The 20,972-nt window shown below is 64.5% G+C and carries 18 protein-coding genes and 1 tRNA gene; 12 read left to right on the top strand and 7 right to left on the bottom strand.

The annotated features are described in order from the left end of the window. Positions 1 to 7 precede the first annotated feature (7 nt). Positions 8 to 1,978, bottom strand: a complete 1,971-nt coding sequence (locus tag AC1VVK_RS02280) for a peptidylprolyl isomerase (protein WP_482904213.1) — start codon at positions 1,976 to 1,978, stop codon at positions 8 to 10. On the opposite strand from AC1VVK_RS02280, the gene AC1VVK_RS02275 reads away from it, so the two are divergent. From AC1VVK_RS02275 to AC1VVK_RS02260, 4 genes are all read left to right on the top strand, one after another. Continuing rightward, positions 1,969 to 2,196 carry a hypothetical protein gene (locus tag AC1VVK_RS02275; protein ID WP_482904212.1) on the top strand — a complete coding sequence of 76 codons (228 nt, stop codon included), beginning with the start codon at positions 1,969 to 1,971 and terminating at the stop codon, positions 2,194 to 2,196. The genes AC1VVK_RS02280 and AC1VVK_RS02275 overlap by 10 nt on opposite strands. A gap of 114 nt (positions 2,197 to 2,310) precedes the next feature. Then, entirely contained in the window at positions 2,311 to 3,069 is a 759-nt protein-coding gene (tpiA, locus tag AC1VVK_RS02270; RefSeq protein ID WP_482904211.1) for a triose-phosphate isomerase, read from the top strand. Between the two features lie 156 nt (positions 3,070 to 3,225). Then, positions 3,226 to 3,639 (top strand): preprotein translocase subunit SecG, encoded by a 414-nt coding sequence (secG, locus tag AC1VVK_RS02265; protein WP_482905101.1) that lies wholly within the window; start codon positions 3,226 to 3,228, stop codon positions 3,637 to 3,639. A gap of 160 nt (positions 3,640 to 3,799) precedes the next feature. After that, a complete protein-coding gene (locus tag AC1VVK_RS02260) occupies positions 3,800 to 5,428 on the top strand; it encodes a CTP synthase (protein WP_482904210.1) in 1,629 nt (542 codons plus the stop codon). Between the two features lie 59 nt (positions 5,429 to 5,487). Here the strand turns inward: AC1VVK_RS02260 and AC1VVK_RS02255 are convergent, their stop codons facing one another. Together AC1VVK_RS02255 and AC1VVK_RS02250 are read right to left on the bottom strand one after the other, a co-directional pair. Further along, complete coding sequence (locus tag AC1VVK_RS02255; RefSeq protein WP_482904209.1) at positions 5,488 to 6,423, bottom strand: AEC family transporter; 936 nt, start codon at positions 6,421 to 6,423, stop codon at positions 5,488 to 5,490. Positions 6,424 to 6,580: 157 nt separating this feature from the next. Next, the gene (locus AC1VVK_RS02250; RefSeq protein ID WP_482904208.1) at positions 6,581 to 7,048 is read right to left on the bottom strand and encodes an Hsp20 family protein; all 468 of its coding nucleotides are present in this window, start codon (positions 7,046 to 7,048) and stop codon (positions 6,581 to 6,583) included. A 161-nt stretch (positions 7,049 to 7,209) separates the two neighbouring features. Between AC1VVK_RS02250 and grxC the strand changes: the two genes are divergently transcribed. From grxC to AC1VVK_RS02220, 6 genes are all read left to right on the top strand, one after another. Continuing rightward, on the top strand, positions 7,210 to 7,473 hold the full coding sequence (gene grxC / locus AC1VVK_RS02245; RefSeq protein WP_132385456.1) for a glutaredoxin 3: 264 nt from the start codon (positions 7,210 to 7,212) through the stop codon (positions 7,471 to 7,473). A gap of 12 nt (positions 7,474 to 7,485) precedes the next feature. Beyond that, positions 7,486 to 8,307: a carbon-nitrogen hydrolase family protein gene (locus AC1VVK_RS02240; protein WP_482904207.1), complete on the top strand. Its 822-nt coding sequence runs from the start codon at positions 7,486 to 7,488 to the stop codon at positions 8,305 to 8,307. Positions 8,308 to 8,332: 25 nt separating this feature from the next. Beyond that, positions 8,333 to 8,842: a DUF1178 family protein gene (locus AC1VVK_RS02235; protein WP_482904206.1), complete on the top strand. Its 510-nt coding sequence runs from the start codon at positions 8,333 to 8,335 to the stop codon at positions 8,840 to 8,842. A 369-nt stretch (positions 8,843 to 9,211) separates the two neighbouring features. After that, positions 9,212 to 9,337, top strand: coding sequence for a hypothetical protein (locus tag AC1VVK_RS02230; RefSeq protein ID WP_482904205.1), 126 nt, complete (start codon positions 9,212 to 9,214; stop codon positions 9,335 to 9,337). Then, positions 9,334 to 10,029: a hypothetical protein gene (locus AC1VVK_RS02225; RefSeq protein ID WP_482904204.1), complete on the top strand. Its 696-nt coding sequence runs from the start codon at positions 9,334 to 9,336 to the stop codon at positions 10,027 to 10,029. The genes AC1VVK_RS02230 and AC1VVK_RS02225 overlap by 4 nt, the downstream gene beginning before the upstream one ends. Before the next feature lie 244 nt (positions 10,030 to 10,273). Then, positions 10,274 to 10,350 (top strand) — tRNA-Arg (locus AC1VVK_RS02220). A 42-nt stretch (positions 10,351 to 10,392) separates the two neighbouring features. Here the strand turns inward: AC1VVK_RS02220 and AC1VVK_RS02215 are convergent. The 4 genes from AC1VVK_RS02215 to AC1VVK_RS02200 form a co-directional block, all read right to left on the bottom strand. Then, the gene (locus AC1VVK_RS02215) at positions 10,393 to 13,605 is read right to left on the bottom strand and encodes an error-prone DNA polymerase (RefSeq protein WP_482904203.1); all 3,213 of its coding nucleotides are present in this window, start codon (positions 13,603 to 13,605) and stop codon (positions 10,393 to 10,395) included. After that, positions 13,602 to 15,137 (bottom strand): Y-family DNA polymerase, encoded by a 1,536-nt coding sequence (locus tag AC1VVK_RS02210; protein ID WP_482904202.1) that lies wholly within the window; start codon positions 15,135 to 15,137, stop codon positions 13,602 to 13,604. The genes AC1VVK_RS02215 and AC1VVK_RS02210 overlap by 4 nt, the downstream gene beginning before the upstream one ends. Further along, complete coding sequence (locus AC1VVK_RS02205; RefSeq protein WP_482904201.1) at positions 15,025 to 15,789, bottom strand: ImuA family protein; 765 nt, start codon at positions 15,787 to 15,789, stop codon at positions 15,025 to 15,027. The genes AC1VVK_RS02210 and AC1VVK_RS02205 overlap by 113 nt, the downstream gene beginning before the upstream one ends. A 114-nt stretch (positions 15,790 to 15,903) precedes the next feature. Further along, entirely contained in the window at positions 15,904 to 16,716 is an 813-nt protein-coding gene (locus AC1VVK_RS02200; RefSeq protein ID WP_482904200.1) for an alpha/beta hydrolase, read from the bottom strand. A gap of 295 nt (positions 16,717 to 17,011) precedes the next feature. Here AC1VVK_RS02200 and AC1VVK_RS02195 point away from each other — a divergent pair, with 295 nt between their 5' ends. Together AC1VVK_RS02195 and AC1VVK_RS02190 are read left to right on the top strand one after the other, a co-directional pair. Then, positions 17,012 to 19,315 (top strand): TonB-dependent receptor, encoded by a 2,304-nt coding sequence (locus tag AC1VVK_RS02195; RefSeq protein WP_482904199.1) that lies wholly within the window; start codon positions 17,012 to 17,014, stop codon positions 19,313 to 19,315. 26 nt (positions 19,316 to 19,341) lie between these two features. After that, positions 19,342 to 20,958 carry an alkaline phosphatase D family protein gene (locus AC1VVK_RS02190; protein ID WP_482904198.1) on the top strand — a complete coding sequence of 539 codons (1,617 nt, stop codon included), beginning with the start codon at positions 19,342 to 19,344 and terminating at the stop codon, positions 20,956 to 20,958. Positions 20,959 to 20,972 lie beyond the last annotated feature (14 nt).

Here is a 20,972-nt window from a genome sequence, read left to right as displayed (position 1 = left end):
TAATCGGTCAGTTCGCCGGCGTGGTGCCGCCAAGCTGGTCGCGCACCGTCTTGAATGCGGGGGCGTGCTTCTCGGAGCCGACCTGCTTGGTGATCGCCTTGGCGAGCGCGTCGGTATAGGCCGACCCGAGCTGGCTGGAGAGTTCGCGCTGCGTACCCTGCACGACAACCGGGTTGCCCTGGCTGGGTGTCTGGACGTCGTTGAGCGCGACGACGAACCAACCGCGTCCGCCACCGGCCGACTGCACCTTCACGGTGCCCTTGGCCATGTGGAACAGCAACGAGACCGGCGGCGGAACCTGACGGCCCTGGCGCATGGCTTCGGTCAGCATCGGGCGGCTCATGGCCACGTCCTGCACCGGCGGCAGCGTCTTGCCGAGCGCGGCGACGGCCTCGTTCAGCGACTTGCCGCTGCGCACGGCAGCCTGAACCTTGAGTGCGGCTGCCTTGGCGTCGACCGAACCCTTGTCGAGCTTCCACGCCTCGGTCACGTCGGTGACGATTTCCTTGAACGGGGCAGGGGCGGAGGGGGTGATATCGGTCACGTCATAGATGACGTAGCCGGCGGTGGTCGGAGCCGTTGTGCCCGGGGTGAGCTGGGCAAGCTGCGGCTTTTCCTGCTCCATCGAGAAAGCGGTCGAGAGGATCGGCTGAAGCTGGGCAGGAGCGGTTTCGCCGGGCTTGCCATAGACGGCGCCCGTAGCGGTGATGGGCTGGGTCGCGCCGACCGTAGCGCCGATCGCCTTGGCAACTTCGACAAGGCTCGCGCCGCTCGAGAACTGGTCGTCGATGCGCGAAAGCAGGTCGGTGAAGGCCGCGCGCTGCTTTTCTGCGGTGAGCTTGGTGACGATGTCGGCGCGAACGGCGGCGAGCGGACGCTCTGCGGTCTTCTGTTCCTGCTCGACACGGATCACGTGCCAGCCCAGCGCGCTCTTCTGCGGAGCGGTGAGCTTACCGGTCGGCGTCGCGAAGACGGCGTCGGCAACTGCCGGTGAGAACTGCGCGGAAAGCTGGTCGTGGCTGAAGAATTCGAGGTTGGCGGCCGAAAGGCCCTTTTCCTTGGCGGCCTGTTCCAGCGACTTGCCGCCGGCGACTTCGGCAACCACGGCCTTGGCGGCGGCTTCGGTCGGGACGATCAGCTGCGTGATCTTGCGGTCGTCACGTGCGGCATAAAGGGCGACCTTGTCCGCTTCGTAGCGCTTGGCGATTTCGGCATCAGTCGGCGCGGCGACGTTCTTGAGCGTGTCCTCGCCGAAGATGGCGTAACGGATCACGCGGCGTTCGGGGCGCACGAACAGGTTCGAGTGAGCCTTGTAGAACCTTTCGAGTTCGGCCTGCGACGGTGCCTGCGTGGGCGCAAATGCCATCGACGGCACGGTCACGACCTGACCCTTCCGGTTCTCTTCCAGCAGCGACGCGTAACGCGTGGCAAGCGAGAGCGGCATGGTCGCGCTGAACTGCGCAGGGATCATGAGCTGCTGGGCGATCAGGCCCTGGCTGAAATCGTCGCGCAGGGCCTGCTCGGGAATTCCCTTCTGCGCCAGCGCCTGCCGGAAGGTGGTCTGGCTGAACTTGCCGTCCACACCCTGGAATGCGGGGATCCGTGCGATTTCGCTGTCGATGAGGCGCTTGCTGGCAATAACGCCGTTATCGTTACCGAACACGGCAATCGCAGTGCGCGAGATGATCTCGTCGAGGATACGCTCAAGACCGCCCTCAGCGACCAGCATCTTCATCGTTGCTGTCGGGTTCTGGGCCCGGATCTGCTCAAGCTGCGAATTGGCAGCCGAGGTCAGCTCGGTGGCTTCGACATTCTTGCCGCCCACGGTGGCAACCGCCGTGGCGCTGCCCAGGCCTGCGGAGTTGCGCATGCCGTTGATGTCCCCGCCGGCAAAGGCGAGCGTGATGAGCACGAGTACCGCCAGGGCAATGCCGGCACCGATCTTGGACTTCAGGAAGTTACGGAAGAATGAGAGCATGGACCGGGCCGATCAGCGTGGAGAACGAATATACGGACAAGCGCAAAGGCGAAACCGATGCGGGCGCAGGCTTTAGGGGGCGCAATGCGATCCTGCAATGGCTGACCTGCAGTGGTTGGCGTGGAGAGTGCAAGGGTATGGCGCTCGCCGGGCGGCAACTCGGCGCAATTCGCCCCGTCCCGGCGGTTTTGCGTGTTCTGGGGCGGCGCGACTTTTGACAAGTCGGGCCCGGCTGCCTAGCAGCGCCCCGCAAGCGTTCGGCTGATTCCCGCCCTCGGCGGTAGAACTACGTGGCCGGACGCAGACCAAAAATGATTCAGGGTTTTTGTTAGATGGCTGCTCTGCCTTACATCGTCGGTAACTGGAAAATGCATGGCACGCGCGCGATGCTTACCGAGGCGCGCGCGATTGACCGGGCTGCCGCACGCTTTCCCAAGGTGCAGGTTGCCCTCGCTCCGCCCGCCACGCTGATCTTCCGCATGCGCGACGCTGTCGAGCTGATCGGCGTCGGCGGTCAGGATTGCCGTTCCGAGGAGAGCGGCGCTTTCACCGGCGATATCTCCGCGCCCATGCTCAAGGATGCCGGTGCGGACTTCACCATTCTCGGCCACTCGGAGCGCCGCACGCTCCACGGCGAGAGTGACGCGCTCGTGAAGGCCAAGGCCGAGGCCGCGCTGGGTGCGGGCCTTGCGGTGATTCTCTGCGTCGGTGAAACCGAAGCGCAGCGCGACGCGGGCGATGCCGTCGCCGTGGTCGCCGCGCAGCTTGAGGGTTCGTGCCCGCGTACCGACGGGGCGCCCGAAAAGCTTTCGATTGCCTATGAGCCGGTCTGGGCCATCGGCACCGGCCGCGTACCTTCGATCGAGGACGTGGCCGAAATGCATGCAGCGATCCGCGCAAAGCTCGTCGCGCTTTATGGCGAAGGCGGTGCGGACGTGCGTATCCTTTACGGCGGCTCAGTAAAGGCTGAGAACGCGGCCGAGCTGCTCTCCGTGCCCGACGTGGGCGGAGCGCTGGTTGGCGGTGCCAGCCTGAGCGCCGAAAGCTTCACGGCCATCATCGGCGCCGCGGCCCTGCTGGACGCCGACTGACACCGAAATGTTGCGCTTTGCCGGAAGCGAACGGGCAGCGATGTCGTTCGAATTCCGGCTGGTGGCTTGCGCAGGGGCGCTCCAGCGCCTATCTGCGCGGCTTGAATCGCGGGACGAGCAATCGCCCCCTCCGAAAGATCGAGACTTAACACGATGCTGTTCACTTTCCTGACCGTGGTCCAGGCCATCGTTGCCCTGCTTCTTGTGGTCGTGATTCTGATTCAGAAGTCGGAAGGCGGCGGCCTTGGTGTTGGCGGCAGCCCCTCGGGCATGCTTTCGGCGCGCGGCGCGGCGAACTTCCTGACGCGCGCGACCGGCGGTCTTGCTGCGGCTTTCGTGATTCTCTCGATCGTGCTTGCGGCGCTGGCGGTCAACAAGACCGGCGACGACGTCGATACTTCGCTTCAGCGTGCAGCGGTTCCCACCGCGCCGGCACCGGCCGCTCCGGCGCCCGCGCCGACCGATCCGCTCGCCGGCGCGGCCAATCCGGCCGCCGCTCCGGCCGCTCCTACCGGTGGCGCCACTCCGGCCCCGGCGAATGATCCGCTTTCGGGTGCCGCTGGCCACTAAACCGGCCCGGTACCCCCGCGTATCATCGTAAAGAGAATGCCGTCTGGCTCTGACAGACGGCATTCTATCGCTTTTTGGTCTTTGGCCATCCGTTTGATCTGTGGATTGAAGCACAGCGCTCTTGCGCTCGTGCCCCCATGCAATTTAAGGGCCGACTCCCATGGCGCGGCATATTTTTATCACCGGCGGCGTGGTTTCCTCGCTCGGTAAGGGTCTCATGGCGGCGAGCCTCGCCGCACTTCTGCAGGCACGCGGTTATCGCGTCCGCATCCGCAAGTTCGACCCCTACCTGAACGTCGATCCGGGCACGATGAGCCCCTATCAGCACGGCGAAGTCTTCGTTACCGACGATGGGGCCGAAACCGACCTCGACCTTGGCCACTACGAGCGCTTCACCGGCGTCTCGGCGCGCCAGGCTGATAACATTACGTCGGGCCGCATCTATCAGGACATCATCGCCAAGGAGCGTCGCGGCGCCTACCTCGGTGCCACGGTCCAGGTTATTCCGCACGTTACCGACGCGATCAAGGACTTCGCCATGGCGGAGACCGAGGACCTCGACTTCGTGCTTTGCGAAATCGGCGGCACCGTCGGCGATATCGAGGGCCTGCCCTTCGTCGAGGCGCTGCGCCAGATGCGCAACGAGCTCGGCCGCGAGCAGACCTGCTTCGTCCACGTCACGCTGGTGCCTTACATCGCCGCTGCCGGCGAGCTGAAGACCAAGCCGACGCAGCACTCGGTGCGCGAACTGACCGGCCTTGGCATCCAGCCCGACATCCTGCTGTGCCGCTGCGATCGCGAACTGCCCGAGAGCGAGCGCCGCAAGATCGCGCTGTTCTGCAACGTGCGTCCGCAGGCGGTCATTCCCGCGCTCGACGCGCCGAACATCTACGCGGTGCCGCTCCAGTATCACATGGAAGGCCTCGACGCGGAGGTTCTGCACCACTTCGGCATGTCCTCGCCCGCGCCGGAACTCCGCCGCTGGAGCGACATCACCGACCGTTTCGAACACCCCGAAGGCGAGGTGACCATCGGCGTCGTCGGCAAGTACGTCGGCCTGCCCGATGCCTACAAGTCGCTGAACGAGGCGCTCGTCCACGGTGGGATGGCCAACCGCGTGAAGGTCAACGTCAACTGGATCGATGCCGAGATCTTCGAGAAGGAAGATTCGGAAATTGCCGCTGCCCTCGAACCGATGCACGGCATTCTGGTGCCCGGTGGCTTTGGTGAGCGTGGTTCGGAGGGCAAGATTGCCTCGGTCCGGTTCGCCCGTGAGCGCGAGGTGCCGTTCTTCGGCATCTGTCTCGGCATGCAGATGGCCTGCATCGAAGGCGCGCGCGCTGCCGGTATCGAAAAGGCCAGCTCGACCGAGTTCGGCCCGACCGAAGAGCCCGTGGTTGGCATCATCACCGAGTGGATGACCGAAGACGGCCTCCAGACCCGCGCCGAAGGTGGCGATCTGGGCGGCACCATGCGTCTTGGTGCCTACAAGGCGATGCTTTCGCCCAACAGCCACATCGCCGCGATCTACGACGCGACCGAGATTTCGGAACGCCATCGCCATCGCTACGAGGTCAACGGAAAGTACCGTGACGCGCTTGAGGGCAACGGCCTGATCTTCTCCGGCATGTCGCCCGACGGCCTGTTGCCCGAGATCGTCGAGCGTCCGGACCATCCGTTCTTCGTCGGCGTGCAGTTCCACCCCGAACTCAAGTCGCGTCCTTTCGAACCGCATCCGCTGTTCAAGGGCTTCATCGCTGCCGCGCTGCGTCAGGCGCGTCTGGTCTGATCGGACCGGATCGAATTTGGAAGGGCCGGACTCCCCAGCGGAGCCGGCCCTTTTTCGTTTCAGCCGAGAAGCGAGAGCAGCAGCGTCACCGTACCGATCGAGAGGATCGTGGAGGTGAGGATGACTTTCGCGGTCAGCGCGCCTTCGCGGCGGTGGAATTCGGCCAGCATGAAAGGGCCGGTGCCGGTAGGCAGCGCTGCCAGCAGTACCGCCGCATTGCGCAGCGGTGCGGGCAGGGGAAAGACCCATAGCGCCAGAACCAGCGTCAGCGCCGGATAGACGAAAAGCTTGAGCACCACGAGAAGCGCGGTCGTGCCAGCCGCGCCTTCGCCCTTGTCGCGCGGTTCGGCCAGGAACATGCCGAGGCAGACCAGCGCGCAAGGGCTGGCGGCCGAACCCAGCAGCTTGAGGAACGCATCGAGCGGGGCGGCAATGCCAAGGCCGCTCGCCATCACCGCCGCGCCGGCCAGCGGGGCCAGCACCAGCGGATTGCGAAACAGCGCCTGGCCGACGCGCAGCATGATAACGGCGGGATTTCCGCCCTTCTGGTTACCGAATTCGATCAGCACGATGGCGAGCGCGAACAGCACGCAGACGGTGTTGATCGTGGCGATCAGGGTAAGCGTCTGGGATGCCGGTCCGAGCGTCGCCAGCAGCAGCGGAAAGCCAAGGAAGGCGGTGTTCGAGTAGCTCGAATTGAGTCCAAGGATCGCGGCATTGCCGATGTCGCGCCCCATCCAGCGGCTCGCGGCCACGGTCAGCACGAAGAACGCGAAAGTGCTGATCGCGAAGACGGCGACGAAGCCCGGTTGCCAGAGCTGGGCAAGGTTTGCCTTGGCAACGATGTCGAACAGCAGCGCGGGCAGGGCGAGATAGACGACGAAACGGTTCAGCTCGGTGGTCGATTGCGGACTGAAGATGCCGACGCGGCGGGCCAACCAGCCGACAAATGTCAGCGCGAAGATCGGCAGGACGACCAGAAGTATCGAGAGCATGGTGGAATTGCGGTCCGCTATGTCGGGAGCGTGCCGCTTATCGGTTGCAACGCTCGCGTTCCAGCGCGGAAACGGCGTAGGGGTGTGCGGTAGACGCAAAAAGGGTGGCCCGGATGTCCGGACCGCCCTCGATCATGTCAATGCGTCAGGGCTGCAATCAGGCCGCCGCTATCTCGTCGGAGCCGCCTTCGACCACGGTCAGCGTATTGCCGCCGATCGCGATCTTCTTGGGCTTCATCGCCTCGGGCACCTCGCGCACGAGGTCGATCACGAGTAGGCCGTCGGCAAGGTCTGCCTGTTCGACGCGAACATAGTCGGCCAGTTCGAAGCGGCGCTCGAACCCGCGCTGGGCGATGCCGACGTGCAGCATCTCGCCTTCATTGCCATCGTCGGGCTTATTGCCCCGAACGACGAGGAGGTTCGCCTGCGCGGTGATGTCGATGTCGGCCGGCTTGAAGCCCGCCACTGCCAGCGTGATGCGATAGGCGTCGGCACCGCGACGTTCGATGTTGAAGGGGGGGTACTTGTCGCCGGCGTTGGCGCGGGCCTGGTTCTCGATCATGTCGAACAGGCGGTCGAACCCGACCATGGTGCGGCGATAGGGGGTAAAATCGATGCGATTCATGACAAAAATCCTCGTCTGAGCAATCTTCGTTTGATGAGGCCCGAAAGCTCGGCGCCTCGTAATCGAGCCATCCCCATGGCGGGCCATGACTCGAGTGATTAGATATGGTAGCGCCCCACGCTTTCAAGGGGACGCTAACCCTTTTGACGGAGCCCGTTTTGATGAGTGAACCGAAGGTCGAGATCTACACCAAGTGGGGTTGCCCTTATTGCGTCGCGGCCAAGGCGCTGCTCGACGACAAGGGTGTGCCTTATGAGGAGTACGACGTGACCATGGGCGGACCCAAGCGCGCCGAAATGGAAGAACGCGTGCCCGGCGCGCGCACCGTTCCGCAAGTGCTGGTGAACGGAAAAGCCTATGGCGGATTCGACGACATCAATGCGCTCGACCGTGCGGGTGAGCTTGACCCCGTCCTCGGCCTGTAAGGCGCCGGACAGATGACGCGCGCCGCGCTATTCCAGATGACCACCGGTATCGATCCGGCGGTCAATGCCGAGGCGATCGTTGCCGCTGTCGCCGAAGCGAAAGCGGGCGGTGCGGCCATGCTGTTCACGCCCGAGATGTCCGGCCTGCTGGACCGCAAGCGTGATCGTGCGGCCGCCAGCATTGTCACGGAGAGCGAGGACCGCGTACTTGCCGCCGTGCGCGACGCGGCGGTGCGGGAAGGCTTGTGGGTCCACATCGGTTCGCTTGCGGTGCGCCCCGAAGGCGGTGACGGCCGATACGCCAACCGCGCCTTCGTGATCGACGACAAGGGCGAGATTCGCGCCCGCTACGACAAGATGCACATGTTCGACGTGGATCTTGCGACCGGGGAATCCTGGCGCGAATCCAATGCCTATGCGCCGGGCGACAAGGTGGTGACGGTGGACACGCCGCTGGGCCGCCTGGGCCTTGCGATCTGCTACGATGTTCGCTTTCCCGCGCTGTTCGAGGCACTGGGGCGTGAAAAGTGCGACGTGATTGCCATTCCCGCGGCCTTCACCGTGCCCACCGGCAAGGCGCACTGGCAACTGATGCAGCGCGCCCGCGCGATCGAGGCCAGCGCATTCGTGCTGAGTGCTGCGCAAGTCGGCCATCATGAGGACGGACGAGAGACTTACGGGCACAGCATCGCGGTCGATCCCTGGGGCGATGTTCTGATCGACATGGGCGGCGAGCAGGCGGGGCTTGGCTTCGTAAACCTCGATTTCGCGCGCATTGCCGAAGTTCGCGCACAATTGCCGAGCCTTGCCAATCGCCGCGCGATCGCCAAATAAGCGGTTAAACGCAAGAAGTGTCGCAATGATTGTCTATGATCTCGAATGCCGGGGCGCGCGCCATCGGTTCGAAGGCTGGTTCAAATCCTCCGATGATTTCGTGCGTCAGCAGCAAGGCGGCCTCCTGTGCTGCCCGCAATGCGGTACCGGGGATGTCAGCAAGGCGCTTCAGGCACCAAGGCTGGCGCGCAAGGGCAATCAGCGGTCCGAACCGGTTCCGTCCTCGCGGGCCGTCTTCAAGCCAGAGCCGCAGCCGGTCGCTCCACGCGAAATGCCTGTCGCCAGCGCGCCCCTGCCACCCCAGGCCGTCGAACTGATCCGAAAACTGGCGAAGATGCAATCCGAAGCGCTGAAGGACAGCCGCTATGTCGGGAAGAGCTTCGTCGATGATGCGCGCGCCATGCACTACGGCGAGCGCGAGGCGGAAGTGATCCACGGCGAAGCCAGTGTCGAGCAGGCACAGGAGCTTATTGAGGAAGGCATCGCCGTGGCGCCCCTGCCGTTTGCGGTGGTTCCGCCTGAACAAGCGAATTGAGCGAATTGCGGTCCTTCACGCACTGAGGCGCGAGACTCTAAGAATGCCCGAGGCAACGATGCCATCGATGCCGGCATTCGGCCCAATGGGGCGCTTCAGTGCGATTGGTTTGTGAGCGGGCGAAACGTCGACACACTATTTGCGCTAAATCCCCCTGACTTTCACCGAAAGGAAAAGGGGGTTTGGACTGACCTCGTTTTGACATGGGTATGTGCCACGGGGCAGTTTCAGCGATCGAGCCAACGTAAGGCGTTGTGTACGAAGCGACACCCATTGCTCGATTGCCAAATCCTTGTGAGAAATCGGCAATCTGAAAAGGCGTGAGCATTACGCGTGAACTGCCGTTCGTCCGCCGGTGCGGATCACGGAATGGCATTTGACATTGCGGACCGGGAAATGGTCGATCCTGCCCGTCTACAAACCGCGCTCGCCTGCGGCTGGAGACTGGTCGCCACGCCAAGCGGCGCCGACGAATTTGGAAAGACAGTTTCATGAGCCTTCGTTTCATCTTCATGCTCACGCGCAACGATCGAACTGTCGAGGACGCCATGGAACATGTCCAAACCGCGCTGGGCCTTGGCGTGCGGCACATCGGCTTCAAGGATATCGGCCTGTCGCCGGACCGACTGAAAACGCTGAACGCGGCGATCCGGGAGGGCGGGGCGACCTCCTATCTCGAAGTCGTCTCGCTTGGCCGCGATAGCGAGATCGCCTCGGCAGGGGTTGCGGTTGATATCGGCGTGGATGTGCTGCTCGGCGGTACGCATGCCGAGGACGTGCTGCCCATCATTGCCGATACGGAAATCCGCTATTTCCCGTTTCCCGGCCGAATTTCCGGCCATCCGAGCGTGCTGGAAGGGACTATCGCGGAGATCGTCTCCAGCGCGGCGGAACTGTCCGCCCGTGAAGGTGTGCATGGGCTTGACCTGCTCGCCTATCGTTCGACGGAGGATGCTTCGACCTTGATCGGGGCTATCTGCTCGGCGGTGTCCAAGCCTGTCTATGTCGCGGGCTCGATCGACAGGCCGGAGCGGATTGCAGCCGTGCAGAAGGCGGGCGCAGCGGGCTTCACGATCGGCACGGCCGCGCTCGATAGCAAGTATCCGGCCGACGATGAGCGATTGCCGGGTCAACTTGCCGCGATTATCCGCGATCTTGCGGCTTTGGGCCGAGACAAATTGGAATAGAACAGATGTCCGGCGTGAGCGTGATCGGTAACGACAGGATTCAGGCGCCAAATTGACAACAGCCACAACCGCCTTGCGAGCCCACCCTTCACACGGGCGGGAACGCACGGTCTGCCTGTTCCTCATTCTGCCGCGCCGCGTAAGCGATTGCCATTGCTGGTAAGGGGAGCCGTCTCGCCTGCACGACCAATTTACGAACAGGCTGGACGCATGATGCGTCCATCGATAAGGACCGCCGATAAGTGGCCCCGTAGCTCAGCCGGATAGAGCGACAGATTCCTAATCTGTAGGCCGCGCGTTCGAATCGCGCCGGGGTCACCACTTTCCGCACCTCGTCCTCGCCGACTGCGCTCGCTCAACCCGTTAGTGGAAATCCCTCGATCTTGGGAGGATGCGCACATTGCGGGGATGCGACGAGTGTCGGATTTCGTCACCGCGTCCGCTGTCGGGAAGAGCGTGTTGAGGCTGCGATGCTTGTGCCTGTGAGAGGCGGGACAATGCGTTGCTGGCATCGGTGACCTTGGTGACGATCAGGTGAACCACGTCCTCCTTGCTCCGCTGAACCTCGCCATCGATCACCATGAGGCGTGCGGCCATGAGCGCGCGTCGTTGGGGCTCCATATCGCGTGCCCAGAGCAGCGCGTTGACGACCCCGGTCTCGTCCTCGATCGTGATGAAGATCGCATTGCCCTTGCCGGGCCTCTGGCGGACCAGCACAACCCCCGCAACGCGCAGTTTCGTGCCGTCCCGCGCTGCGTTTACCGTGGCGCAGTCGGTAACGCCTCGCTCTGCGAAATGGCCGCGCAGGAATTGCATCGGGTGGCCCTTCAGGGAAAGCCGCTGGGTCTGGTAATCGGCCATGACTTCTTCCGACGGCGTCATGGCCGGTAGCGGTGCATCCGGTTCCTTGCCCAGTTCCGGCGCATCCAGCGCGGCGAACAGCGGTAATTGGACGGGCGGAACGCGCCGCGTTTCCCACCCGGCTTCGCGCCGGTTCTGCCCCAGCGAGCCCAGTGCGTCGCCATCGGCCAGCAGGCGCAGCGCGCGGGCAGGCAATTCGGCGCGGCGGGCAAGGTCTTCCATTCCGGCGATGGGCCGTTCCTTGCGCTTTTCGGTCAGCATCTCCGCCCATTCCTCGCGAAAGCCGTCGATCTGGCGCAGGCCAAGGCGCAGCACGCGCTCATTCTCCAGCGTATTGTCCCATTCGCTGGCATTGACGTCGATCGGGCGCACTTCGACCCCGTGCTCCTGCGCATCCCGCACAAGCTGGGCGGGGGCATAGAAGCCCATGGGCTGGCTGTTGAGCAGTGCGCAGGTGAACACTGCCGGATAGTGGCATTTCAGCCATGACGAGACATAGGCCAGCCAGGCAAAGGCCTGCGCGTGGCTTTCGGGAAAGCCGTATTCGCCGAAGCCCTTGATCTGCTCGAAACATCGCTCGGCGAACTCGCGGGGATAGCCGCGTGAGACCATGCCTTCGATGAGCCGGGGCTGGTAATGATGCACGGTGCCGTTGTGGCGGAATGTGGCCATGGCGCGCCGGAGGCCGTCTGCCTCTGCGGGTGTGAAACCGGCTGCGACCATGGCGAGTTTCATCGCCTGTTCCTGAAACAGCGGGACGCCGAGTGTCTTCTCGAGAACGCCTTCGATTTCGCCCTTAGGTCCCGGATATACAACCTCTTCTTCCTTGTTCCGTCGCCGCAGATAGGGATGGACCATGCCACCCTGAATGGGCCCAGGCCGCACGATGGCGACCTGGATGACGAGATCGTAAAGGCATTCGGGCTTCATGCGCGGCAGCATGGCGATCTGCGCGCGGCTTTCGACCTGAAAGGCGCCGATGCTGTCTCCCTTCTTGAGCATATCGTAAGTGGGCTTGTCCTCGATCGGAACGGTGGCCAGCGTCAGGTCGCGCAGGTCATGATCGCGCAGCAGGTTGAAGCTCTTCCGGATCGCGGTGAGCATGCCCAGCGCCAGCACGTCAACCTTCATCAGGCCCAGCGCTTCGAGGTCGTCCTTGTCCCATTCGATGAACGTGCGATCCGGCATCGCGGCATTGTGGATCGGCACCAGTTCGTCGAGCCGCCCTTCGCTCAGCACGAAGCCGCCGACATGCTGCGAGAGGTGTCGCGGAAATTCGAGCAATTGGCCGACCATGTCGCGCAGGCGCGCCAGTTCCGGATTGCCGGGATCGAAGCCGGCCTCGGCAAGGCGGCTTTGGGGCAGTTCCTCGTCGCCCCAGCTACCCCAGATCGTGCCTGACAGGCGGCTGGTCACGTCCTCGGTCAGACCCAGCGCCTTGCCCACCTCGCGGATGGCGCTGCGCTGGCGGTAGCGGATGACAGTGGCGGCGATCCCGGCCCGGTCGCGGCCATAGCGCTTGTAGATGTACTGGATCACTTCCTCGCGCCGCTCGTGCTCGAAGTCGACATCGATGTCCGGCGGTTCGTTGCGTTCGCCCGAGAGAAAGCGTGAAAACAGCAGCTTCTCCCGCACCGGATCGATCGGCGTGATCTCCAGCAGGTAGCAGACCAGCGAATTGGCGGCCGAACCTCGCCCCTGACACAGGATCGGCGGTTCGCGGGTGCGGGCGTGGTTGACGATATCATGAACGGTCAGGAAGTAGCAGGCGTACTTCTTGTCGCGGATCAGGCTGAACTCCTCGTTGAGCACCTTGCGGTAGCCATCCGGCAATCGGTCGCCGAAGCGTTTCCTGGCACCTTCCATCACGAGATGTTCGAGCCAGCTCTGCGGCTCCCAGCCTTCCGGCACCGGTTCGCGCGGATATTGGTAGACCAGTTGGTCGAGCGTGAAGTGGATGCAGTCCTGCAAGTCCTGCGTGGCGGCTATGGCTTCGGGGCAGGCGAGGAAGAGGCGCGCCATTTCCGCAGGCGGCTTGAGATGGCGCTCGGCATTGGCGGCAAGGCGGCGGCCGGCGGTCTGGACGGTCAGGCCTTCGCGGATGCAAGTGAGCACGTCCTGCATCGGCCTGTCGTCAGGCGTGGCATAGAGCGCATCGTTGGTGGCGATCAGCGGCACGCCGGTCCGCGCGGACAGTGTCATGCGCTGTTTCAGATAGCGGGCATCGCGTCCGGCGCGGGGCATGGTGGCGGCGAGCCAGAGATGGGGCGTCGCGGTGCGCAGGGTTTCGAGCAGGGCGGCATCGCCGTCCATCGCGATCAGGGCCATGTCCTGCGCGTGCTCGAGCAGGTCGGGCAGGTGCAGCGTGCATTCGCCCTTTTCCGCGCGGCGATTACCCAGTGTGAGCAGCCGCGTCAGCCGTCCCCAGCCGTGGCGCGTGGTGGGGTAGGCGACTATGTCTGGAGTACCGTCTGCAAAGATCAGTCGCGCGCCGACGAGGAGCCGGAAACCGCTTCCGGCTCCGCCCAGTTCCCGCCATGCCTTGAGCGCACGGGCCACGCCGGCCACGGTGTTGCGGTCCGCGATGCCGATGCCGGTCATGCCCAGCGCATGGGCCCGCGCGACCATGAACTGCGCGTGGGAGGCGCCGCGCAGGAAGCTGAAGTTGCTGGCGGCCACCGCCTCCAGGAAGCGAGGGGCTCCGGCATCGCTCATGGAAACAGCCCGTGCAGATACCAGCGCGGGCTGGAGGTTTCCTCGAACAGGCCGTGCCGGAACATCCAGTAACGCCGCCCTTCGGCATCCTCGATCCGGTAATAGTCGCGGGTCGGCGGTTTTTCGCCGGAAAGATGGCCCGTCGGCTTGCGCCACCATTCCGCCCCGATGCGCTCGGGCCCCTCGGCAAGTCGGACCTCATGCAACCGGTTTTTCCAGCGAAAACGCAGCGGAGGGCCATCCGGCACGCCGGCGACCACGTCCACCGGCTGCGGAGGATCGAGCAGCAGGACCGGGCGCGCAGGCCGGTCTTGCACATTGGGCCAGTCGCTGGCTTGCACCCGCATGGCCGGTTCCAGCTTTTGCGCCACTTCCGGTAAGTGCCTGTCGCAAGGCGTGAGGCGGCGAACGCGGTTCGGGCCGAGCCGGACGCTGAGCCTGTCGATCAGGGCGGCCAGATCGTCGGTCAGGTCTTCCGCCGCGCCTTCGAGCGCCATCTGGCGCGAGGGCAACGGTTCGGTGCGCGAGACCGCCAGTTCGATCGAATCGAAGCCGAAACCGGGATCGAGGGGATCGGACAGGGTGTCGATCCGTTCGTGGAGCAGCCGCATCACGATGGCCGGATCGCGTTCCGGGCGGCCCGTTTCCACGACCAGTCGGCGCCGGGCATTGTCACTCCGGCAGAGCACGACCGTGAAACGGCGGCCGCCCAACTGACGGGCTTCCATGTCTTGCGCCGCTTGCTCCAGCAGGTCCTCGATAGCGTCGAGCGCGTCGTCGGTGCGGATAAGAGGCTCTGGAAAGCGCGTTTCGAGACGGATTGGCGGAGAAACGCGGCGCGGGGCGATTGCGCTGGAAGCCTCCCCCAGGATCTGGCGCAGGCGCGTGACCATCTCCTCGCCGAAACGGGCGGCCAGCGTCTGCATCGGTCGCCGGGCAAGGTCGCCAATCTGCCGCAGGCCAGCTCTGCGCAAGGCCGCCTGCGCCTCCTCGGGCAGTTCCAGTGAGGTGATGGGCAGGGCCAGCACATCCTCGTTTTTGCCGCCATGCCGAGCCAGTGCACGCGCGGCCGCCGCGTTCGGTCCCAGCGCGTGGCGGGTGGTGTAGCCGGACAGGGACACGGCTTGCCGCGCCAGTTCGGCTTCGCCGCCGAACAAGTGCGAGCACCCGGTCACGTCGAGCACGATCCCGTCGGGCGGATCGGCAGCGACCATGGGAGTGAAGCGCACCATGGTCCGCACCAGAGCATCGAGTTCGCGGGTATCGAGCGCCGGATCGGCCGGACGGGTCGCCAGCGTCGGACAGCGCGCCCGGGCGTCGGCCAGAGTCATGCCCTTGTCCAGTCCTGCCGCGTTCGCGCAGGAATCCACGGCGGTCAGGCGCAGGGCATTACCTACTCGCGATACGAGGGCAAGGGGTTCAGGCGGCGCGGGTATGCTCGGGCCCGCTACCTTCCGCACTCTCTCGCATGCCAAATAGGGGAACCACAGTGCCAGGCAGCGGCGCCCGGTGGGTTGTGTCGTCAGTTGCATCGCGGAATGTTCCATGATCCCCATCCCATTCCAGCCGCCACCGGCGGCCTGCGGGGCCATTGCGCCAGCGCAGCAGGGTCGCCTCCAACGCGGGCGATCCCGGGGCATTGGCTTCGAGGGCGTGGGAAGGCGCGCTGGATATGGCCCAGCGTGTCTGCGCGGCGCTGGGACGTGGTTCGGCATCCTGACGCAGCACGATGACCCGGCAGCGCGATTGTTCGGCCGCCAGAGCCAGCCTTCTGCTGGCGGTCAGGTCGTACTTCGCAAAAGATCCGCGCGTTTCCAGCAGGACGAGTTCCACGCCCGGGCAGCGCGCCGCTTCGAGACCCGCGCGCAAGAGGTCGAGTTCGTTTTCGGTCTCCACAAAGAGCAGCCGGGCAGAGGGCACGCCGAGCAGCGCCAGCCCGTCTCCAGCGGGGATCGCCCGGCCGGGTGCCCGGGCCATTTGCACGAACACCGCCGCGCCGGGCTTGCCGGGCTCACCCCTGAGATCGCTTCGGCACAGGGCAAAGGCAAAAGCGGCGGCGCGGTCGTCTGCGCTCGCGTGGATTTCGTGCAGGCGCCCGCATTCGAGCGGGGGTAGTTCACTACCGGCCGCCAGTGCGAGGCGCTCGGCCACGCTTCCCGTCAATTTGAAGACCTTGTCGGCCATACTCCGAATCGCCTGATATGTTCTCTATATGTTCCATACAACAACCTTCGCCGCTTGCCAAACGGAGCGGCGATCAGCAGCCTCGATGTACGGGGATCTTCAGGCGTTACAGCGTCAGCCGGCAAAGGCCGTGGCGACCGTTGCGGTCATCGTCGCGAACATGGGGGAGCCGTGGCCCCGGCCCCGAAGTGCCAGATATCGGGCCTGTGCCCCGCGGTTCTGCCAGCGAGCGACCAGCGCCTCTCCCGCGGCGCCGCTGCATCCGTCAGGACCGCGTTCGGCAGTACCGCTGGCGATCAACAGGCGGGTCTTCAGCGTGGGATCGGCCTTGCGCTCCTGCGCCTCCAGCATGCCGCCGCCGAACCAGAGTGACGGGTTCACCGCGACGATTGTCGAATAGCAGCGTCTCGTAAACAGGCTGTGCAACGCCAGCAGGCCGCCGAAGTTGTGCCCGGCAAGCGTTTGCTGCGCGGGATCGAGGTGCCAGCGTCCCTCGACCAGTGGGCGGAACGTCTCTTCGATTAGATCGAGGAAACGCTCCGCGCCACCGGTTGGGACGCCGCTAGCGGGAAAGCCCTTGGGGATCGCGTAGCCCGGCACCGCAGGGGTGTAATCGGCGATGCGGCGCTCCAGCGGGCCGGATTCGATGGTGACGATCATGCCTTCCGCGATGCCCTCGCTCCGCGCGAGACGGCGGGCAGTCATTGTGGCAATCGCGAAATCGTCCTCGCCACCAAGCAGCCAGAGCACGGGCCAGCCTTGTGCGGGCGGCTCACCTTCGGGCCACGAGACCAGAATGCGGTAGAGGTGACCGTCGGGGGCAGGAATTTCCTGCATATCCGAACGCGGCAGAGCCCACGGCGCCGCGTCGAACGGATCCGCAGAAAGCATCGAGAGCAAGGCTGTGATACCCAGGATAGGCTGCATGGTGGGGGCTCCTTGACCAGCGGATATCGAGGCGGACGATCACCCCGCGGCGAGAACGGCCATGGGGGCAGGCGGCTTGCTCACGATTCTCTCCCGGATTGCGATGTCGCTTCATTCGCTAATGATAATCAATCGCAATTACAAGCCGTGTGCGCGAAAGGAGGCGCAGATCGGCAGCAATCGGGATCGTGCACCATAGGTGCGCGATCCACTCTGCATGGCAGATCGCCATTGAAGCTTCATTTCCAGCCGCTAACGCCGGGGCAACGGCAGAATGGGGCACAGGGAAACGGTAATGAAATTCGCAGCTTGCGTCGCAGCTTTGATGGCGGGCACCACGCTTGCCGGTACGCCCGGCACGGCCTTTGCCGAAGAGGCCGATGCAGCCGCGAATAGCTCCTCCGCTACGTCCGATTCCAACCAGATCGTCGTTACCGCGCAGAAGATCGCCCAGCGCGCAGTCGATGTGCCGATCACACTTTCGGCCATCACCGGTGAGCGCATGCGCCAACTGGGCGTTACCGATATGGGCGAGCTTTCGGCCTATGTTCCCGGCCTCAACATCCAGATCCAGAGCGCCAACAATCCCGGCTTCGTGATTCGCGGCATCACTTCGGACAGCGGCTCGGCGCAGGAAGGGCCGCGCGTCACGCTCTATTACAACGGCATCGATATCTCGCGCTCGCGCGGGGCCTATCAGGGGAACTTCGATCTCGACCGCATCGAAGTGGTCAAGGGCCCGCAGGCAACGTTGTTCGGTACGGCCGCCGCCATTGGCGCGATCAGCCTTGTTTCGGCCAGACCCCAGCCGGGCCTCTCGGCGCAAGTCACCGGCGCTTACGGCAACCTCGACGCCTATCGGCTGGAAGGCTTCGTCAATGCCGGCAACGACGTTCTTGCCGGGCGTATCGCTTGGCAGTGGAAGAAGCGTGACGGCTATGTGAAGAACCTCGCTCCCGATCAGGACGATCTCTACGCGCAGGATCAACTCGGCCTGCGCGGATCGCTGCGCTTCACGCCGACCAGCGACTTCACTGCCGATCTCATCTTCACGTACGATCGCCAGCGCAATTCGGGCACGCCCTTCCTGTCGAAGGACCTCGGCTCGACTTCGGTCGACGGACTGTACGGCCCAGCCTATCTCGGCGGTTCGCCCTATTCGGCCGAAGTTCTGGGCAGCGACAAGCTGGGCCTCCACCGCGACGTCTACGATGCGAACCTCACGGCAAGCTGGGATTTCGCGGACGGCTGGAACTTCACCACCGTCAACGGCTACCGCCACTTCGATGCGCTGGAAGTCTTCGACGCCGATGGCTCGGCCGCCTGGTATCTTGAATTCGCCGAACACGCCAAGGGCTGGCAGGCCAGCCACGAGAGCCGCTTTACCTACAGCGACGACCAGTGGCGCGCCTCGTTCGGGTGGAACTATTTCATCGAGGACAGCTACCAGTACGTGCCGTTCTCCTCGGAAGTCGGCACCTATCTGCAATGCACCGCGAACATCATTCCGGGCCTTGGCTGCGTCTCGGCAGACAACACGGTTACGGCATCGGCGGCAACCTATCTCGCCAGCCGGGGACTGGTCAGGCAGCTGCCCTATTCGAGCTGGTACGAGAACAAGGGGCGCAACCAGTCGTGGTCGATGTTCGGCGACGTGGCGTTCAAGCCGGTTCCAGCCGTCGAACTCACCGCCGGTGCGCGCGTGCTGATCGAGAAGCGCCGCTCGGGCTATGCCGCCAACCAGCCTGCGGCGCCGCTATACGGCCAGCCGCTGCTGCCGCTGGTCGATACCGGCGGGCAGACGTTCTATGCGCAGCGCTCCTACGCCGCCGTGCTGCCGCGCTTCAACGCGCTCTGGCACCTCAACTCCAACGTCAATCTCTACGCGACGATTTCGGAGGGGCGCCGTTCGCCGGTGGTGCAGCTTTCAGCCGCTACCGGGCCCGTCGCGGATCTGAACCTGATCGAGGCCGAGACGGTCTGGAACTACGAAGTCGGCATCAAGGGCTCGGCGGGCATCTTCTCGGGCTCGCTGGGCGTCTATTATGACGATTACAGCAATTTCCAGGTCGACGTGATCGATGCCACGACCGGCGTCGCCCGCACGGAAAGCGCGGGCTCTGCCACCAACATCGGCGTCGAGGCCGAACTGGAAGCGAAGTTCACCGACTGGCTGAGCGCGTTCGGCAACGTCGGCTTCATCAGCGGCGGCATCGACGACAAGGAAGCCAACGGCATCTACGCCGGTAACCAGTTCCGCCTCCAGCCCAAGTGGCAGTGGGCGGCGGGCCTCAATCTCAATGTCCCCGTCACCCAGAACACCAGCGTGTTCCTGACGCCCAGCGTGACCTATCGCAGCAAGATCTACTTCGAAGTCCCCAACAGCGAAGCGATCAGCCAGGACGCGGTAACGCTGGTCAACGTGCGCGGCGGCGTCTCGTTCATGGACAACCGCTTGCAAGTGGCCGGCTATGCACGCAATCTGGGTAACGAGAAGTACCTATTGGACGCGGGAAATACGGGCGGCTCGTTCGGGCATCCGACCTACATTCCCGCAGAGCCGCGTACTTACGGCATCGAACTGACTGTGCGTTACTGAACCTTCGTAAACGGGAAACAGGACCCATGACGCTCGCTCTCGACCGCCGCCTGCTGATCAAGGCAGGCGCTCTTGGCCTTGCCGCGCTTTCTACACCGGGTCTTGCGCAAGTGCTCACCGCGCGCGGCTTTACGCATGGTGTCGCCAGCGGTGAACCGGCGGCGGACTCGGTCCTGCTGTGGACGCGCTACGTCGGCAGCGGGGAGACGAAGCTGCGCTGCGAGGTGGCGGAAGACGACGCTTTCCGTAAAGTCGCCAGCGGAGGTGACGTCGTGGCCTCGCCCGCCCGCGACAACTGCGCCAAGCTGGTCGTCGCGGGGCTCCAGCCGGGCAAGTGGTACTTCTACCGCTTCATCGCGCCCGATGGCACCATGAGTGAAGTTGGCCGCACCCGAACTTTGCCGGTGGGTGAGGTTGAGCGTTTCGGCATCGGCCTGTTCTCCTGCTCGAACATGCCGTTCGGCTGGTTCAACGCCTATGCCCATGCCGCCGAGCGTGACGATCTCGACCTGATCGTCCACATCGGCGACTACATCTACGAGTACAAGCTCGGCCAATATCCCGAGCATCCGCTGGCGGGCCGTCCGATCGAGCCGGCGAACGAGATCGTCACGCTGGCCGACTATCGCCTGCGTTATGCGAGTTATCGCCTCGATCCCGATCTGCGGGCGCTGCACCGCCGGTTCCCGATGATCGCGCAGTGGGACGATCACGAGTTTGCCAACGATGCCTACAAGGATGGGGCGGAGAACCATCAGCCCAAAACGGAGGGCTCGTGGGCGGTGCGCAAGGCGGCGGCCGAGAAGGCCTATCGCGAATGGCTGCCGGTTTCCGATGCCGACTGGGGCAGCTATCAGATCGGCTCGCTGGCAACGATCTTCCGTCCCGAGACGCGGGTGACGCAGCGGATGAAGCAACTCGATCTCGGCTCGGCCTTCAAGGGTGGGGATGTCGGCAAGGCGCTGCTCGCTTTCCGTGATGGGCCGTGGATGTCGGCCGACCGCACCCTGATGGGCGCCGCGCAGGAGGACTGGCTCTACAAGAGCTTCGCTGCGTCGACCAAGGCGGGCACGCGGTGGCAGATCCTTGCCCAGCAAGTCGTGATGGGCATGCTCAAGGCGCCGCAGGCGCTGGCCGATTTCGTTCCCGCCAAGGGCGATGCCAGGATTCGCCGCCAGCTCATGGCAATTTCGGCTGCCGCGAAAGTGGGCCTGCCGTTCAACATGGATTCGTGGGACGGCTATCCGGCTGCGCGCGAACGCCTGCTCAAGGCGGCGCGCGAGGCGGACTGCAATCTCGTCGTGCTTTCGGGCGACAGTCACAATGCCTGGGGCAACGAGCTTTCGAGCGGCGGGACGGCGGTCGGCGTGGAATATGCAGGGCAGTCGGTCACTTCGCCGGGGTACGAGGAATACCTGCCGCTGGCCAAGCCCGACACGCTATCCGCCGCGTTGCGGGGGGCCAATCCGGAACTGGTCTTCGCCGATGTCCACCGCCGGGGCTATGTCTCGCTTGACGTGCGGCCCGATCAGGTGCGCGGCACCTGGCACTTCATGTCCACCATCGCCGAGCGCACAACCGCCAATACGGACAGCACCACATTGGCCGTGAAGTGGGGCGATCGGGTCTTCACAAAGACCTGAGATCTTTCCCTGAA

The sequence above is a fragment of the Novosphingobium sp. BL-S-32 genome, from assembly GCF_056857055.1.
The sequence above is the reverse complement of the archived record's forward strand: the minus strand, read 5'-3'. Positions and strand labels throughout refer to the sequence as shown.

Coding starts and splice junctions, on each gene's coding strand:
- AC1VVK_RS02190 (WP_482904198.1), top strand. CDS start 19,342: ATGACGCTCGCTCTCGACCGCCGCCTGCTGATCAAGGCAGGCGCTCTT.
- AC1VVK_RS02195 (WP_482904199.1), top strand. CDS start 17,012: ATGAAATTCGCAGCTTGCGTCGCAGCTTTGATGGCGGGCACCACGCTT.
- AC1VVK_RS02240 (WP_482904207.1), top strand. CDS start 7,486: ATGACGCGCGCCGCGCTATTCCAGATGACCACCGGTATCGATCCGGCG.
- AC1VVK_RS02275 (WP_482904212.1), top strand. CDS start 1,969: ATGAGAGCATGGACCGGGCCGATCAGCGTGGAGAACGAATATACGGAC.
- AC1VVK_RS02210 (WP_482904202.1), bottom strand. CDS start 15,137: ATGCAACTGACGACACAACCCACCGGGCGCCGCTGCCTGGCACTGTGG.
- AC1VVK_RS02200 (WP_482904200.1), bottom strand. CDS start 16,716: ATGCAGCCTATCCTGGGTATCACAGCCTTGCTCTCGATGCTTTCTGCG.
- AC1VVK_RS02280 (WP_482904213.1), bottom strand. CDS start 1,978: ATGCTCTCATTCTTCCGTAACTTCCTGAAGTCCAAGATCGGTGCCGGC.
- grxC (WP_132385456.1), top strand. CDS start 7,210: ATGAGTGAACCGAAGGTCGAGATCTACACCAAGTGGGGTTGCCCTTAT.
- tpiA (WP_482904211.1), top strand. CDS start 2,311: ATGGCTGCTCTGCCTTACATCGTCGGTAACTGGAAAATGCATGGCACG.
- AC1VVK_RS02225 (WP_482904204.1), top strand. CDS start 9,334: ATGAGCCTTCGTTTCATCTTCATGCTCACGCGCAACGATCGAACTGTC.
- AC1VVK_RS02205 (WP_482904201.1), bottom strand. CDS start 15,789: ATGGCCGACAAGGTCTTCAAATTGACGGGAAGCGTGGCCGAGCGCCTC.
- AC1VVK_RS02215 (WP_482904203.1), bottom strand. CDS start 13,605: ATGAGCGATGCCGGAGCCCCTCGCTTCCTGGAGGCGGTGGCCGCCAGC.
- AC1VVK_RS02260 (WP_482904210.1), top strand. CDS start 3,800: ATGGCGCGGCATATTTTTATCACCGGCGGCGTGGTTTCCTCGCTCGGT.
- AC1VVK_RS02250 (WP_482904208.1), bottom strand. CDS start 7,048: ATGAATCGCATCGATTTTACCCCCTATCGCCGCACCATGGTCGGGTTC.
- AC1VVK_RS02235 (WP_482904206.1), top strand. CDS start 8,333: ATGATTGTCTATGATCTCGAATGCCGGGGCGCGCGCCATCGGTTCGAA.
- AC1VVK_RS02255 (WP_482904209.1), bottom strand. CDS start 6,423: ATGCTCTCGATACTTCTGGTCGTCCTGCCGATCTTCGCGCTGACATTT.
- AC1VVK_RS02230 (WP_482904205.1), top strand. CDS start 9,212: ATGGCATTTGACATTGCGGACCGGGAAATGGTCGATCCTGCCCGTCTA.